14 protein-coding genes are annotated in these 15,091 nt (G+C 62.5%); 11 read left to right on the top strand and 3 right to left on the bottom strand.

Features of this window, described 5'->3' with window-relative positions; translation table 11 throughout:
* Positions 1-21: 21 nt before the first annotated feature.
* Entirely contained in the window at positions 22-1,293 is a 1,272-nt protein-coding gene (locus tag E4P32_RS08715; RefSeq protein WP_116434551.1) for an HD-GYP domain-containing protein, read from the bottom strand.
* A 154-nt stretch (positions 1,294-1,447) separates the two neighbouring features.
* On the bottom strand, positions 1,448-2,056 hold the full coding sequence (locus E4P32_RS08710; RefSeq protein ID WP_116434552.1) for an NAD(P)H-dependent oxidoreductase: 609 nt from the start codon (positions 2,054-2,056) through the stop codon (positions 1,448-1,450).
* 207 nt (positions 2,057-2,263) lie between these two features.
* Here E4P32_RS08710 and E4P32_RS08705 point away from each other — a divergent pair, with 207 nt between their 5' ends.
* The 9 genes from E4P32_RS08705 (at position 2,264) to E4P32_RS08665 (ending at position 11,864) form a co-directional block, all read left to right on the top strand.
* On the top strand, positions 2,264-3,688 hold the full coding sequence (locus E4P32_RS08705; protein ID WP_116434553.1) for a PLP-dependent aminotransferase family protein: 1,425 nt from the start codon (positions 2,264-2,266) through the stop codon (positions 3,686-3,688).
* Between the two features lie 124 nt (positions 3,689-3,812).
* Complete coding sequence (locus tag E4P32_RS08700) at positions 3,813-4,286, top strand: carboxymuconolactone decarboxylase family protein (RefSeq protein WP_116434554.1); 474 nt, start codon at positions 3,813-3,815, stop codon at positions 4,284-4,286.
* Positions 4,287-4,345: 59 nt separating this feature from the next.
* Complete coding sequence (locus E4P32_RS08695) at positions 4,346-4,666, top strand: SMR family transporter (RefSeq protein WP_116434555.1); 321 nt, start codon at positions 4,346-4,348, stop codon at positions 4,664-4,666.
* A gap of 180 nt (positions 4,667-4,846) precedes the next feature.
* Positions 4,847-6,775, top strand: coding sequence for a PAS domain-containing sensor histidine kinase (locus E4P32_RS08690; RefSeq protein WP_116434556.1), 1,929 nt, complete (start codon positions 4,847-4,849; stop codon positions 6,773-6,775).
* Between the two features lie 378 nt (positions 6,776-7,153).
* Positions 7,154-7,945: an ABC transporter ATP-binding protein gene (locus tag E4P32_RS08685; protein WP_116434557.1), complete on the top strand. Its 792-nt coding sequence runs from the start codon at positions 7,154-7,156 to the stop codon at positions 7,943-7,945.
* A gap of 14 nt (positions 7,946-7,959) precedes the next feature.
* The gene (locus E4P32_RS08680; protein WP_116434558.1) at positions 7,960-8,721 is read left to right on the top strand and encodes an ABC transporter permease; all 762 of its coding nucleotides are present in this window, start codon (positions 7,960-7,962) and stop codon (positions 8,719-8,721) included.
* Positions 8,703-9,689: an ABC transporter substrate-binding protein gene (locus E4P32_RS08675; protein WP_116434559.1), complete on the top strand. Its 987-nt coding sequence runs from the start codon at positions 8,703-8,705 to the stop codon at positions 9,687-9,689. Before E4P32_RS08680 ends, E4P32_RS08675 begins: the two co-directional genes overlap by 19 nt.
* Positions 9,690-9,839: 150 nt before the next feature.
* Positions 9,840-11,099, top strand: coding sequence for an amidase (locus E4P32_RS08670; protein WP_116434560.1), 1,260 nt, complete (start codon positions 9,840-9,842; stop codon positions 11,097-11,099).
* A 90-nt stretch (positions 11,100-11,189) separates the two neighbouring features.
* Complete coding sequence (locus E4P32_RS08665; RefSeq protein WP_116434561.1) at positions 11,190-11,864, top strand: GntR family transcriptional regulator; 675 nt, start codon at positions 11,190-11,192, stop codon at positions 11,862-11,864.
* Between the two features lie 57 nt (positions 11,865-11,921).
* Here the strand turns inward: E4P32_RS08665 and E4P32_RS08660 are convergent, their stop codons facing one another.
* Complete coding sequence (locus tag E4P32_RS08660) at positions 11,922-12,506, bottom strand: hypothetical protein (RefSeq protein ID WP_116434562.1); 585 nt, start codon at positions 12,504-12,506, stop codon at positions 11,922-11,924.
* Between the two features lie 340 nt (positions 12,507-12,846).
* On the opposite strand from E4P32_RS08660, the gene E4P32_RS08655 reads away from it, so the two are divergent.
* Together E4P32_RS08655 and E4P32_RS08650 are read left to right on the top strand one after the other, a co-directional pair.
* Positions 12,847-13,263, top strand: a complete 417-nt coding sequence (locus E4P32_RS08655; RefSeq protein WP_116434563.1) for a hypothetical protein — start codon at positions 12,847-12,849, stop codon at positions 13,261-13,263.
* A 434-nt stretch (positions 13,264-13,697) separates the two neighbouring features.
* Complete coding sequence (locus E4P32_RS08650; protein WP_116434564.1) at positions 13,698-15,089, top strand: iron-containing redox enzyme family protein; 1,392 nt, start codon at positions 13,698-13,700, stop codon at positions 15,087-15,089.
* Positions 15,090-15,091 lie beyond the last annotated feature (2 nt).

Below are 15,091 nucleotides of genomic sequence, written 5' to 3'. Positions count from 1 at the left end.
CGCGGGTGGAGCGTCTGCGAATTAACGCGGTTGCAGCGTGGTCGGCTGCATCCACAGCTTGTTGAGACCGTTGTACTTCAGCCATTCCTCGCCGCCGCGCTGGAGAATGCTGTCGGTCGCCGCCGGGTCGGACAGGTCGATGACTTCCGAGTCAACGATGTCGCCGTTGCTGTCGTAGCGGAACGCCTTCACCACCGGCTTGGTCAGCCCGGCCGCGCTCTGGCGGATCACCAGGCCGAGCCGGCCCGATTCCATTTTGAGCAGTGAGCCGATCGGATAGATGCCCAGTGTCTTGACGAAAGCCGACAGCAGGGTCTTGTCGAAGTGGCCGCTCCACGACGACATGGCGGTCAGCGACTCGGCCGGATCCCAGCCCTTCTTGTAGGGACGGTCGGAGGTCACCGCGTCGTAGACGTCGCAGATCGCCGCCATGCGCGACAGCAGCGAAATACCGGCGCCGCTGAGGCCGTCGGGATAGCCGGTGCCGTTGATCTTTTCGTGGTGGTGCAGACACACCTCGATGGCGAATTGCGGGATGTTGGAATTCTTGATCAGGTGGTTGTAGCCGAGTACCGGGTGGCGCCGCACGATGTCGATTTCAGCCGGGCTCAGGCCGCCCGGTTTGTGCAGGATAGGCACCGGGATGAAGGCCTTGCCGACGTCGTGCAGCAGGCCGGCCAGGCCGGCTTCCTTGCAGGCGGCCTCATCCATGCCGATGGTGCGGCCCAGCGCCACCATCAGCGTGCAGACCGCCACCGAATGCATGTAGGTGTAGTCGTCGGCCAGCTTGAGCCGCACGATGCTGGTCATGGCGGCGCTGTTGCGCAGGATCGACGCCGTCACCTGATCGACCAGGTCCATGCAGCGGTCCATGTCGATGACGCGTCCCATGCGGATGTCGGCGAACATGGCCTTGGTGGTGTCCTTGGCGTTCTCGCACAAGCGTTGCGCCTGCTCCAGCTCTTCGAAGAAAGGATCGGCGCCGACCACGGCCGGCAGTTCGTCGCGCAGACCCGGGGCAGCCTCAGATGCAGGTTCAGCTACGTCGGCTTCAGCATCAACTTCAGCTTCGGCTGCTTCCGCTTCCGGCTCTTCCACTGCAACGTCCTTGCCCTGCGCGACGTCGATCCAGCAATACACGATGCCGCTGGCGCGCGCCTGCTGCAAATGGGCGGTGTCCTTCAGCAGGAAGCGATTTTTCCAGAACGGGTGATCCAGCCAGGCAGCTTCGAAGCCGCAAAAATACATACCCAATTCGAGTTCGTCGACTTTGATTTTCTTCAAAAGGCTCATGTTTCTGCAATCTGCTCAGGCTAGGCGAATGGCGCGCTGTTTCAGCGTTGATTATCTCTCCGGCCCAAATAGTATTGCAAACATGTAAAACGTGACTCTTTTTTTTGCCTCTTGTTAAAAATGAAATAGTTATCAGAACAAGATCAAAACAAGATCAGGCGAAGTGAGTCCGCAGCGCCAAGTCCGCCTCCACCCTGGCCTGCGCCAGCGCATCCGGCCCGAATGCCGTGCCCTGCACCGAGAAAAAGCGCAGGTCGTGCAGGCCGATCGAGGCCAGGATGGTCTTCAGGTAAGTCGTCAGGAAGTCCGGCTGGCGTGCCCGTTCGCCCGAATACACGCCGCCCGACGACACCGCGATATACACCGGCCGGTCGCGCAGCGTGCCGATCTTTCCTTGCGGCGTCACGTCGAAAGTGCGGCGGATGCGCACCACGTGATCGATCCACGCCTTCAATGATGACGGCACTGTCAGGTTATGCATCGGCGTGCTGATGAGCACGACGTCGGCTTGCTCCAGTTCGCGGATCAGCAACTCCGAACGCGAGATCGAACCTTCGGCAGAAAACCCCGACGGCTCCTGCGCGGCGCCGAGCACGGCGGCGTAGTTGCCGTCGACATGCACCACGTCGCCCTCGGCGGCGTTGCGATGAACTATAGTCAGCGACGGCGTGCGGCCCTGCAGGAAGCCGATGATTTTCTGCGAGAGCCGGTAGCTCTCGGATTCTTGCCCGCGCGGGCTGCAGCTGAGATGCAAAATGTTCATGGTCGATCCATTCAAGGTTTCTGGGGTGAGGGGCTTCCAAGCTGGAAGTCGTGACGTTCATATTAAGAAAACTATGCCCCACCTCCAAGATCCATGAATCTGCATTCTGATTGATCCATGATGGCTCAGCTCCACCTTGCCTGTCCCCCCGGCCGGGAGCATCATGGCATCATTGTTTTTCAATATCTGCATAACTGTTACGAGACCATGTCCTCCGCCAAAAGCAAACTCGTCAATCCCCTCGCGCCCCTCGATCCGCAGGCGGCCGCGCCGTATTACCGCCAGATCTACGATCGCTTCCGCAGCGCCATCGCCGCCGGCGTGCTCAAGCCGGGCGACCGCATTCCATCGGCGCGCGCGCTGACCCACGAGCTCGGACTGGCGCGCGGCACCATCGAGGCGGCCTATTCGTTGCTGGCGGCCGAAGGCTATATCCAGGCGCGCGGCCAGGCCGGCACCATTGTCACGCCCGACCTCCAGCCGCGCCTGGCCGTTGCTGAATCGCCCGCACCGAAGCAGGCGCCGGCCAGCAGCTTCCGGCCCGATTCCATCCTGCCGTTCCAGATGGGTCTGCCGGCGCTCGACGCCTTCCCGCGCAAGATCTGGGCACGCCTGGGAGCGCGTTGCGTGCGCGCCATGCAAGCGGCCGACATGGCGCATCCGTCGGTTTACGGCTTGCCGGCGCTACGTGCCGAGATCGCCTCTTACCTGCAGCTGTCGCGCGGCATCAGCTGTGCGCCGGCGCAGGTGTTCGTCACCGCCGGCTATCGCCACACCATGGAACTGATCGGCCATGCCTTGTTGAAAACCGGCGACCGCATCTGGGTCGAGGATCCCGGCTACCCGCCCACGCGCGAGCTGCTGACACACATGGGCATGAGCGCCGTGCCGGTGCCGGTCGATGAAGACGGCATGCAGGTCGCGCACGGCATCGCTGCAGCGCCGCGTGCGCGTGCAGCGGTGGTCACGCCGGCGCACCAGAGTCCGCTATGCGTTTCACTGTCGCTGCCGCGGCGGCTGGCCTTGCTGGAATGGGCAGCGCGTAACGACAGCTGGATCGTCGAGGACGATTACGACGGCGAATACCGCTACGTCAGCCGCCCGCTGCCGGCGCTCAAGAGCCTCGACCGCGACGGCCGGGTGCTGTATGCCGGCACCTTCAGCAAGGTGCTGTTCCCGAGCATGCGACTGGCCTATCTGGTGGTGCCGGAGTCGCAGGTCGAACGCTTCGCCGCGGTCAGCCAGGTATTCGCGGCGGGGAGTCCGGCGCTGACGCAGGAAATCGTCACCGCATTCATCGCCGAGGGGCATTTCGCCCGCCACATCCAGCGCATGCGCAAGCTCTACGCCGAACGCCGCGACGCCGTCCGCACCGGCCTCGAGCGCGTACTCGGCAAACACATCCGCATCGAATCGCCGCCCGGCGGCATGCACCTGATCATGCGCCTGCGCGGCCGCCTGTCGGACCGCAAGCTGGTGGCGCGCATGCGCGAGGACGGCCTCTACGCCGAAGCGCTGACCGACTGGACCACCGACGGCGCGCGCGTGCCGGCGCTGCTGGTCAACTTCACCAACGTCGCTTCCGAAGCCGCCGCCGAGGCGCTGGGGCGGCGCATCCTGGCACTGATGTAAGCGAGGGGAGGCATGTCGGCACACGAAATCATGGCCCATAAGCCAAGTCCATTTATGGATCTTCCTGACTAGACCAAGCGAGCGCACCATGGAGTCTCTTCAATGACAAACACAAGGACTCATCATGAACAAGCGCATCGACTACGCCAACGCCTCCCCTGACACCTACAAGGCCTTCGGCGGCGTTTACTCCTCCCTGCTCAAGGGCAGCCTACCCAAGACGCTGATCGACCTGGTCTACCTGCGCGTGTCGCAGATCAACGGTTGCGCCTTCTGCATCGACATGCATACCCGCGACTTGCTCAAGTCCGGTCTGGCCGTCGACAAGCTGGTGCTGGTGCCGGTCTGGCACGAAGGCGGCGCCCTGTTCAACGCCCGTGAACGCGCCGCGCTGGCCTGGGCCGAAAGCGTGACCCGCGTGGCTGAAACCGGCGTGCCCGACGCCGACTACGCCGCCGCGAGCGCCGAATTCAACGACAAGGAACTGGCCGACCTCACCTACGCGATCGGCCTGATGAATGCCTTCAATCGTTTCGGCGTTGCGTTCCGTCCGGCCCCTGCTGCTGCTACTGCGGCGGCGGCGGCAGTTTCCGCTTAAGTCATTTTTCTCCATCGCGCCCGGCCGCACGGCCCGGCGCATCACCACGGATATATCCCATGGCATGGCTATTCTTGAGCATTGCAGGCGTACTTGAAATCGGTTTCGCCTTCGGCATGAAGGCCTCGCTCGGCTTCACCCGCCTGATTCCTTCGCTGCTGACGGTGGCGACCGGCCTGTCCAGCGTCATCCTGCTGTCGCTGTCCCTGCGCACGCTGCCGGTCGGCACCGGTTATGCGGTGTGGACCGGCATCGGCGCGGCCGGCACGGCGATCCTCGGCATGGCGCTGCTGGGTGACTCGACGGCGCCGCTGCGCCTGTTGTGCATCGCGCTGATTCTGGCGGGCGTGATCGGGCTCAAGCTGGTGAGCGCCGGCTGACCTGGCGCCCGGGTACGGTCCTTGTTGCCGGGAGTCCTACACGGCGTGGAGGTTGAAAGACTGCGCCGCTCCCGGCATACTGCACCATACCCTCTGTCAGCCGACGTCGGCGAGCATGCCTGCAGCGCCGTTGCGCCCGGTCATGCGGCGGAGGTTCAGGATGCCAGACAAGGAACATCGATGCTCAGCAGTCAACCCGCTCACCTGGCGCTTACCGATGCGCAGCGCTTCCAGTTGATCATTTCCGCGATCCACGACTACGCCATCTACATGATCGACCCGCGAGGGGAGGTTGCGAGCTGGAACAAGGGTGCGCAGCAGTTAACCGGCTATTCCAGCGAAGACATCCTCGGTTCGCATTTCTCCGTGTTTTATACCGTGGAAGAACGCGCCGCCGGCCTGCCGCAAAACGCGCTCGACATCGCGCTGCGCGACGGCAAGTTCGAAGACGAGGGCTGGCGCCTGCGCAAAGATGGCACCACGTATTGGGCCAGTTCCATCATCGATCCGATCATCGCCGACAACGGCGAACTGCTCGGCTACGCCAAGATCACGCGCGACATCACCGAACACAAACTGGCGGCGCAGACGCTGCAGGCCAGCGAGCAGCAATTCCGCCTGCTGGTGCAAGGCGTCACCGACTACGCCATCTACATGCTGTCGCCGGAAGGCAAGGTCACCAACTGGAACGCCGGCGCCCAGCGCATCAAGGGCTACGCGGCGGAAGAGGTGATCGGCACACATTTCTCCAACTTCTACACCGAAACCGACTGTAATGACGGCCTGCCCGAGCGCGCCCTGGCGACGGCGGCCGAGCACGGCCGCTATGAACAGGAAGGCCTGCGCGTGCGCAAGGACGGCTCGACCTTCTGGGCCCACGTGATCGTGGACGCCATCCGCAGCGAGCTGGGCGACCTGATCGGTTTCGCCAAGGTCACGCGCGACGTCACCGAACGGCGCGACACCGCACTGGCCCTGTCGCGCGCCAACGCGGCGCTGTTCCAGTCGCAAAAGATGGAAGCGCTGGGCCAGCTCACCGGCGGCGTGGCGCATGACTTCAACAATCTATTGGCGGTGGCGTCGAGCGGCCTGCAATTGCTGACGGTGCAGTTTCCCGAACTGGAGAGCTCGCGCTCGATGGAAAGCATCCGCCGGGCGCTGTCGCGCGGCGCGATCCTGACCCAGCAGTTGCTGTCGTTCGCGCGGCAACAACCGTTGCAGCCGGAGACACATGAAGTCAATACGCTCATCGCCGATTTCGAATCGGTGCTGCGGCGTGCGGGCAATTCATCGATCCAGTTCGACATCCGCAAGAGCCCGGCGCCGGTCATGGTGAAGCTGGACGCCACCCGCTTCGAGACCTCCTTGCTGAACCTGGTGGTCAACGCCACGCAGGCCATGCCGGGCGGCGGCAAGGTCACCATCGCCACCGAAAAACTCACGCTGCGGGACAAGACCGTGGGCGCGCTGCCGGCAGGCGCCTACGCCAAGATAAGCGTGGCCGACAACGGCAGCGGCATGACGCCGGAGGTGCAGGCGCGCGTGTTCGAGCCGTTCTTCACCACCAAGGAATCCGGCCAGGGCACCGGCCTGGGATTGAGCCAGGTGTACGGCTTCATCACGCAATCGGGCGGCGAGGTCACGCTCTCGAGCGAAGTCGGCTTCGGCACCTGCTTCACGATTTACCTCCCTGTCGACACCGATGCCGACGCCGAAAAAAATGCGCAGAGCGCCGACAGCAAGCAGCGTTCAGAAACCGTGCTGATCGTCGACGACCAGCTCGACCTGCTCGACATCACCGCCGAATTGTTTCGCACCATGGGTTATGAAGCCTATACCGCCACCAACGGCGCCGAGGCATTGGAAGTATTGGAGCGCACGCCGCAGATCGACATCCTGTTTACCGATGTGATCATGCCCAACAGCATCAGCGGCATTGAACTGGCGCAAATCACACGGCGGCGCCATCCTGCGACCAAGATCATCCTGGCGTCAGGCCATCCGTTTCCGGCGCTGACGTCCAACCAGCAACTAAGCAAGGAATTCGCCTTCCTTAACAAGCCTTATCAATTGTCCGATCTGGCCAAAATCCTGCGCAGCAAGGATTGATGCAGCGACCATGAGCGGTGCGCAGTCCACCTGCGCGCCAACTTTGGGAGCGGTGCAACATGCGCACGCATTCCGTGCATTCCGAGCGTTGATCGACGCTCATTGACGCTTATTGACGCATCGCCAACCGCGCCGCACCTCCTGATCTCTCGTCTTTCCCTGACTTTTTCCCGCCTTTTCTCATACTCCGCAACCAGCCACTGGCTGCCGTTTTGCGCGTCTCCCCCGGGGTTCACAGCCGCTTCCGCCACGTCCGCGCCCAACGCCATTGGCACGCCTTCTGCTTAGGGACATGGATTATGCATTATGCATAATTATCATTGAGCAACATTCTCGATTCATCCGTGGACCGCGACGTCCTCACCTTTCATGGAGCACATGTTGGAGAACCTGCTTGAAGTCAACAACCTCAGCCATGCCTTCATCAAGGCCAACGGCGAAGAAATCAGGATCTTCCAGAACCTGAATTTCCATGTCGGCCAAGCCGAGATCGTCGCCATCGTCGGTCGCAGCGGCGCCGGCAAAAGCACCTTGTTCAATCTGATTTCCGGCTTGCTCACGCCCAGCGCCGGCAAGATTTCGCTGGGTGCGCGCGCCGACGGACGACCCGGCAGCATCGCCTACATGCTGCAGAAAGACCTGCTGCTGCCGTGGCGCACCATCCTCGAAAACGCCGTGCTCGGAATTGAATTGCAGCGCACCGTCACCGATGACGACCGCACGCGCGCGCTGGCGATGCTGGCGCGCTACGGCCTCGAGTCGGTCGCCAATGCCTATCCGCATTCGCTGTCGGGCGGCATGAAACAACGCGTGGCGCTGACCCGCACGCTGCTGTCAGACCCCACCGTGGTGCTGCTGGACGAACCGTTCTCGGCGCTCGACTACGAGACCCGCCTGATGCTGGAGAACGACGTCATCAGCCTGACGCGCACCGATCGCACCAGCGTCATCCTGGTCACCCACGACATCGACGAAGCCATCGCCATGAGCAACCGCATCGTGGTGCTGGGCGGACGACCCGCCAAGATCACGCGCGAAGAACACATCGTGCTCTCGGTGGAGGGCGACCGCGACGCCGTCACGGCGCGCGGGGCGCCGGAATTCCCGGTGTACCACAAGGAAATCTGGGGCGCCCTGCGCGCCAGCGACGTCGCGCATGCCGGCGTTTGATCGAAAGGAATCCCATGAAAAAAAATAACGGCGCCACCATGATCGTCGCCACCATTCTGGTGACCCTGATCATCCTGTGGCAAATGGCCGCGCAAGCCAACTTCATCAACGGCCAACTGCTCGGCTCGCCGCTCGGCATCTACCGTTCCGCCGTGATCGGATTCACCAAGGGGCAGCTGCTGTACGACACCTGGGTGACGCTGGTCGAAACGCTGCTCGGCCTGGTGCTCGGCAGCGGCCTCGGCATCGTGCTGGGTCTGGTGCTGTGGTTCTACCCGCGCACCTCCGACATCGTCGAGCAGTTCTCCATCCTGCTCAACAGCATTCCCAAGATCGCGCTCGGCCCGCTGATCATCATCTGGCTGGGTTCGGGCATGACTTCGAAGATCTGGCTGGCCGGCATCTCGACCTTTGCGGTGGCGATGATCTCGGCTTGCGCCGCAGCCCAGGAAGTCGACAAGGACTTGCTCAATCTCTTCAAATCGTTCAAGGCCCCGCGGGCCATGATTTTCAAAAAACTGATCGTGCCGGCGTCGGTGCCGTGGATCTTCTCCATCTTCCGCATCAACATCGGCTTCGCGCTGATCGGCGCGGTGGTGGGCGAGTTCATCGCGTCGGAAAACGGCCTGGGCCACGCGGTGTTCGTGGCCGGCTCGCTGTTCGATCTCAACAGTGTCTGGCTCGGAGTCATCATCCTGACTCTGATGGCGGCAGTTCTCACCTGGGTTGTCCAATTAATCGAAGAAAGGGTCGTTTCATGGAAAGTCGCACAATGAAGTACTTCCGCACGCTGCTCGGTTCCACGCTGATCGCCGCCTCCTGCGCCGCGGCGCCCTCCGCGTTCGCGGCGGAAAAGGCCGTGATCTACCAGGCCTTCCAGTCGATTCAGTATCTGCCGCTGTACGTGGCGATGAATGAAGGCCTGTTCACCAAACACGGACTGGAAGTGCAAAAGGTCACGGCCGGCGGCGGCGCCCAGGGCGTTGCTGCGGTGATTGGCGGCCATGCGGATTTCTCGCTGCAGGATCCGATGACGGCGGTGCTGGCCAACCTCAAGGGCGCCTCGCTGGTCAACGTGGCGATGGTGGTGTCGGGCGTGCCGGTGTGGATGGTGGCGCCGCCGAATTCGCCGATCAAGTCGGTAGCCGACCTCAAGGACCAGACCATCTCGGCCGCGCTGCCGCCGTCGACCAGCACTTACCTGCTGCAAAACCTGCTGAAGGAAAAGGGCTTGTCCAACGTCAAGCTCAACACCGTCTCGATCGGCACCGAAATCTCGCCGGTCACCGCCGGCCGCGCGGCTGCAGCGACGCTGTACCAGCCGCAAGTGGAGCAGGCATTGGCCAACGGCTACAAGATCGTGCACGACTTCGCCAAGCAGTATGACGGCGTCTATGCGTTCTCGACGATCGACACGCTGAAGTCGACGATCCAGAAACGTCCGCAAATGGTGCAGAGTTTCGTCAGCGCCATTGCCGACGCCGAGAAGCTGATGCAGACCTCGCCGCAGGTAGCCTACCGCGTCGCCGTGGCGGAATTCCCGACGCTGGAAAAGAGCGTGGTGGAAGCCGCGGTGAAACGCATGCTGGATCAGAAGATCTATCCGGCGACGCCGTCGATCTCCAAGCCCGCCTTCCAGGCCGGCCTCGACTTGCAGATCTCGATCGGCAACATCAAGGCCGGTGAGGTGACCTACGACAGCGCGGTCGACAACAGCTTTGCCGAGAAGGCGAGCGCGAAGTAACGCGCGACGGCGATATGTTCGCCCACCCCGGGCCGGCCGCCACGTGCGTCCGGCCCGACGGGATGTAAATTATGCAGGCAACCGCACCCGGCCATCCTGCCGCCATCTCGCAGTACAGTGGCGATGGCCTTTTAATTTGAAGAGCAGATCATGACTACAGACCACAGCAACAGCCGGTTGCAACGCGCGATCGACGCGGCCGGCGAGATCGACGGCGCCCTCAGGGCGTTCAACCATCGTCCGTCCGGCTACCCTGCCGCCGGCGATAGCAGTGGTGCGCTGGCCGGCGTACCCGTCGCCGTCAAGGACCTGATCGACACGGCCGACATGCCGACCACGTACGGATCGAAAATCTTCCTTGGCAACCAGCCGAAAAAAGACGCATGGATCGTCACTCGTTTGCGTGAAGCCGGCGCCGTGATTTTCGGTAAGACCGTCACCACCGAATTCGCCTGGCGCGACCCCGGCGCCACCGTCAATCCCTGGAACGCGGCACACAGTCCGGGCGGCTCGTCGAGCGGCTCGGCTGCTGCAGTGGGCGCCGGCATCGTCGACATTGCACTCGGCACGCAAACCGTCGGTTCCGTGATCCGGCCCGCGTCCTATTGCGGCGCAGTGGGCTACAAGCCGACGTATGGACTGATTCCAACCGAGGGCGTGCATGCGCTGGCGCCGACACTGGACCATCTCGGCTTCATTACCTCGGATTTCCGCTGGGCGGCGATCTGCCACGAAGTCGTGATCAAGGGCCGCGCGTTCGATGCCGGCTTGTCGGCCTCGTTCGTGCAAGGCGTCAAGCCGCGCAAGATCGGCGTCTACCGGTCCTCGCAATGGGCGCAGGTCGAGCCCGAAGTGCAGCAGAACTTCGACGCCGTGGTGCGTCGCCTCGAAGCGCATGGCGTGGAATGCGTGGAGGCCGGCCTCGGCCCCGATATCCGCGAGCTGCTGGCGTTGACCAACGGCGTGCTGGCTTATGAAGCACACAAGGCCATTCATGACGACATCAAGGACGCCGGCGACCTGGCCGGCCCTTACACGCGCGAACTGGTCTCGCGCGGCGCCTCGGTCAGCGACGCCGACTACGCCACGCTGATCGCGCGCGTGGAGCAGTTGCGCGCCGGCCGCGACGGTCTGCTGGATGGACTGGACGCCATCATGACGATCACCTCGCCGACCACCGCACTCAAGGGACTGGAAAAAACCGGCGACGCTTCGTTTTGCGCGCCGGCAACCCTGCTCGGCCTGCCGGCGGTGACAACGCCGTCGGGCGTGTCGATGGACTTCCTGCCGTTCGGCGTGCAATTGATCGGACGCGCCGACGGCGATCTGGCACTGCTGCAGACCGGCCAATGGCTGAGCACCATCCTGCCCCGGCTGAAAGGACCCGCAGTGGCGGTGCCGGTGGCCTGAGTTCGCGCACGGGCAAGGCGGACGGAGCACGGCTGCAAAGCCGTCCACCGCCTGCCGCCCGCCGGTGAAACTCTTCTATATAATTCGCGGATGCCGAAAGCCTTTAAAACAATCGAACAATACGTGCTCAGCCTGCTGAGGACCGACATATTGTCCGGAAAATATCAGCCCGGAGACAAACTGCGGCAAGACGAGGTGGCGCGGCGTTTCGAGGTCAGCACGACGCCGGTGCGGGAAGCCTTCCGCGGCTTGCGTTCGGAAGGCCTGGTGTCGATCGACGCCAACAAGGGCGTGGTGGTGAAGGGCCTCACCGTCAAGGACGTCGCCGAAATCTACGAGTTGCGCATCGCGCTCGAACCGCTGTTGGCAAAGAAGGCTGTCGACTCCATCGCGGCCGAAGCGCTGCATGCCGCGCAAGAGATCCACGCCGAGATGTGCACCTCGACCGATCCGCACCGCTGGTCGGCGCTGAATCGCGAGTTCCATCTGAAACTGATGGTGAGCGAAGAGGACACGCGACTCTACGAGATCGTCAAGAACCTGCTGGTGGTGGCGGAGCCGTATGTGTCGCTGTCGATTTTCATCCACCCGCAGATCCAGCAGGCCGACAACGATGAACACTCCATGATCCTCGAGGGCTACGCCAAGAAAAACGGCAAGCGCGTCGAGAAGATTGTCCGGCAGCATCTGGAACAGACGCTCGCGGCAATCCAGGATTCGGTCAACGAGCAGGAACTGCGCCGCCTCAACACCTCCGCCGCATGAGGACAAGCGCCTGCCGGCGACGCATGCGCAAGTCGGTCAGCAAGTAATTCAATACATTCAATAAGTCAGCGTCACCACCCTGGTTTGCAGAACGGTTTGTCCAGCCGTTGCCGTTGCAGCAGCTTCAGCCGTTCCGGGTCCTGCGTCATCCGGCGGGTTGTTGCGTATCAGCTGCTCCGAGCGCACCGGCGCGACGCCTTCACTGCAACTGCTGTCGGCATCGTTGCCGCGCACGGGAAAACGGATGATGCAACGCGTCAGCACCATCGCCGACACCGCGATGCTGCCGGTTGCCGTCGCCGCCGACAAGGCGCCTGCAATCAGCAAGGCGCATGCCGCCAACGCGGCGATGGTGAGAATCTTGATGGCTCTGCGCAGGGTGTTGCGACGACGATGCAGGCGTGCGGCGCCGGTGCCGATATCGCCCTGTTCGGCGCGCCACCATGCTTCGTCGGGCGTGACGGCTTCGTCGCAAGCGCGCTTGCACAGGAACAGGAATTCCTCACAGCCGCGCCACTGATTGTCGCCCCGGCTTTCCACCAGATACAGGCGCAGCACGAAGATGGCTGCCGCCGCGATCAGCACGAATACGGCGAGGCAGGCTCCCAACCAGGGGAAATAAACGGTGACTTCGTGAATCAAGGGAAATTCTCCAGAACGCAGACGACGGGGCGCAATAGAGCTGACATGTGAGCTAACGTGCTGACTGACGTGAGCATGTCGGAGGCGCCGAAGATCACATCCTAGTCAGTCGGGCGCATTGCCTCTATAGGTGAATTCCTTGTTGTTGACAAGCAAACAATAGCAACCAGGCGTTCCGTGTGGGCAATCCGCTGACAGCGGCGGGCATGTCGGCCCACAAGCGGATGCGCCTTGCGCCGATAGGAACGGCAACGACTTGCAGGCAAGATGGTTTCTCGCCAACGGATCTACGGTCAAGTCCGCCGGCGTCTTCCAACGACCGGATCACGAGGAGAATTACATGTCCAATCAACAAAACGACGGTAAGCAACAACAAGCCAACCAGGCTCAGCAAAATCAGTCGCAAAAAAATCAGCAGCAGGATCAACAAAACCAGCAGCGCGGCCAACAAGCCGGCCAAGGTCAGAACGCAGGCCAACAACAGGCCGGCAGCAACAAGGGCTCGTCTGCGCAGCAAGACCAGAACAACGCCAACTCCGGTCGCCAACAAGGCGGCGCCGATGCCAACAACTCCAGCATCACCCAAGGCGGCGGACGTTCGCATGAACAGGCCAACCAGCCGCAGAACGCACAGAACAAGCAGCAGGACCAGCAGGGTTCGCGTCAGGGCCAGCAAGCCGGCGCCAATGACCAGAACAAGCAGCAGGGCAATAACCAAGGCAATCAGGGCAACCAAGGCGGCTCCAAGCAAAGCTGATGCCGAGGTCTGACGCATTGAGGAATAGTCTTGTGGGATTCGGCCGCCTTCGGGCGGCTTTTTTATTGGGTGGCGCTAAGACGTGTGAACGATTTACACGTGGAACCAGAATACTCGCAGCAGCCACACTGCACCGATACCGATGAGGGCAACCAGGCCGGCGGCAATTGCCACGGGCGCTTTCGAGTGATGTCGGCTTTGCATGATGTTTTCCCAGAGAGTTTATGCCTTCACCATAGCCCTTGCTTCCCGCCCTGTCAGTCGGTGCACCGCTGTTATTGGAGTAAGCGCATGCAACAACGTCGCGGCCTGTATCGGCACGGATGACGCCGGTATCAGGTCTCGTCCGACTTCAAACTGCGTGATCGGCCTATTACCTCAAACCGCACGCTGCGCGAAGATGAAACCTGTCCCCCTTTTTGCACCGAGGCATCATGGCTTCCACCGCAGCAACTTCTTTTGCACGCGCCCGATCGGCGCAAAACGAACCCGTTCATACAACGAGCGCCGCCGTGCTATACCGCGCGCTGTCGGCGCCGCAGCCGTCGCGCGCAGCACGCGAAGACGGCGCGCGCTATTTGCAGGCGCAACTGGCACAGGCGCAGGATTTGCCCTGTGACCTGCCGGCTTCGCCTGACGACTTGCAGGCTTGGGTCACCGGACGCGTTGCCAGTGTAGGCGAGCAGTACGCCGACTATCTGGCGGCGCGCAAGGATGGCGCACCACGCCGCTATTTCGCGACGCGCTCGCATGCGCTCAACTTCATCCGCGCCGTGGCGCCGACCAAGCTGGTCGACGGCTCGTGGCTGTACGGCACACTGCCGTATTGGGAAGATCCGGATTTCCGTCCGTTGATCCTGACCTATCTGGAAGAGCTCGGCGACGGCGATCCGGCCATGAATCACGTCACGCTGTACAAGAAACTGCTGGCGACCCACGATTGCGACGACTGGCACAATCTGTCCGATGCGCATTTCGTGCAAGGTGCGATCCAGCTGGCGCTGGGTTACCAGACCGGGCGCTTCCTGCCGGAAGTGATCGGCTACAACCTGGGCTACGAGCAACTGCCGCTGCATTTGCTGATCAGCGCCTACGAACTCAATGAGCTCGGCATCGATCCGTATTACTTCACGCTGCACGTGACCATCGACAACGCCGCCACCGGCCATGCCCACAAGGCGGCCCAGGCGGTGGCGGACATTGCTGCGCAACAGGATAATCCGGCCGAGTTCTATCGCCGCGTACGCGACGGCTATCGTCTCAACGATCTCGGCATGAGCACCACTTCAGTGATCGCCGACTTCGATCCCGAGCGTGCGTTGATTGCGGCCTTGCAAAAGAAGGCGGCAGTCGGCCGCAACATGCATTCGGACTATTGCCGCTTTGCCGGCAAGACGGTCAACGAATGGCTGGACAATCCCGAAGATGCAGGACGGTTTCTACTTGAACTGGAAAACGCCGGATGGATCAAGCGCGGCAGCGATCCCGAGGAAAGCCGCTTCTGGCGATTGATCAGCGGCGCCGGTGCAGAGATGTTCGGCGTCTTCAGCCCGCGCGAACTGCAGCTGCTGCGCGACTGGATCACGCGCGCCGACGGCAACAGCCGCGGCATGACTTTCCGCGCTGCGGCCCGTGTGCGTGCAACACGCGAAGCCGCCGCCAACGGCCGGACCGGAATGCGCCTGGTAGGCGCCGACACAAGTGCCACAGGTTCTGTAGCGATCAGCAACCCCGCAACGCTGATTGAAGCCCTGTCGCCCGGTGCGCATCACTCTGCGCCCGGGCTGCACGCGACGCGCAAGTTCAGCTCGGTGCTGCGGGGCTGATC

The sequence above is a fragment of the Herbaspirillum sp. 3R11 genome, assembly GCF_004563925.1.
Taxonomy (GTDB): Bacteria; Pseudomonadota; Gammaproteobacteria; order Burkholderiales; family Burkholderiaceae_D; genus Herbaspirillum.
This window is presented reverse-complemented; position numbering and strand designations above follow the sequence as displayed.

What these genes read in the sequence shown, in the direction of transcription:
- E4P32_RS08715 (WP_116434551.1), bottom strand. Translation starts at nt 1,293, where the DNA reads ATGAGCCTTTTGAAGAAAATCAAAGTCGACGAACTCGAATTGGGTATG.
- E4P32_RS08710 (WP_116434552.1), bottom strand. Translation starts at nt 2,056, where the DNA reads ATGAACATTTTGCATCTCAGCTGCAGCCCGCGCGGGCAAGAATCCGAG.
- E4P32_RS08705 (WP_116434553.1), top strand. Translation starts at nt 2,264, where the DNA reads ATGTCCTCCGCCAAAAGCAAACTCGTCAATCCCCTCGCGCCCCTCGAT.
- E4P32_RS08700 (WP_116434554.1), top strand. Translation starts at nt 3,813, where the DNA reads ATGAACAAGCGCATCGACTACGCCAACGCCTCCCCTGACACCTACAAG.
- E4P32_RS08695 (WP_116434555.1), top strand. Translation starts at nt 4,346, where the DNA reads ATGGCATGGCTATTCTTGAGCATTGCAGGCGTACTTGAAATCGGTTTC.
- E4P32_RS08690 (WP_116434556.1), top strand. Translation starts at nt 4,847, where the DNA reads ATGCTCAGCAGTCAACCCGCTCACCTGGCGCTTACCGATGCGCAGCGC.
- E4P32_RS08685 (WP_116434557.1), top strand. Translation starts at nt 7,154, where the DNA reads ATGTTGGAGAACCTGCTTGAAGTCAACAACCTCAGCCATGCCTTCATC.
- E4P32_RS08680 (WP_116434558.1), top strand. Translation starts at nt 7,960, where the DNA reads ATGAAAAAAAATAACGGCGCCACCATGATCGTCGCCACCATTCTGGTG.
- E4P32_RS08675 (WP_116434559.1), top strand. Translation starts at nt 8,703, where the DNA reads ATGGAAAGTCGCACAATGAAGTACTTCCGCACGCTGCTCGGTTCCACG.
- E4P32_RS08670 (WP_116434560.1), top strand. Translation starts at nt 9,840, where the DNA reads ATGACTACAGACCACAGCAACAGCCGGTTGCAACGCGCGATCGACGCG.
- E4P32_RS08665 (WP_116434561.1), top strand. Translation starts at nt 11,190, where the DNA reads ATGCCGAAAGCCTTTAAAACAATCGAACAATACGTGCTCAGCCTGCTG.
- E4P32_RS08655 (WP_116434563.1), top strand. Translation starts at nt 12,847, where the DNA reads ATGTCCAATCAACAAAACGACGGTAAGCAACAACAAGCCAACCAGGCT.
- E4P32_RS08650 (WP_116434564.1), top strand. Translation starts at nt 13,698, where the DNA reads ATGGCTTCCACCGCAGCAACTTCTTTTGCACGCGCCCGATCGGCGCAA.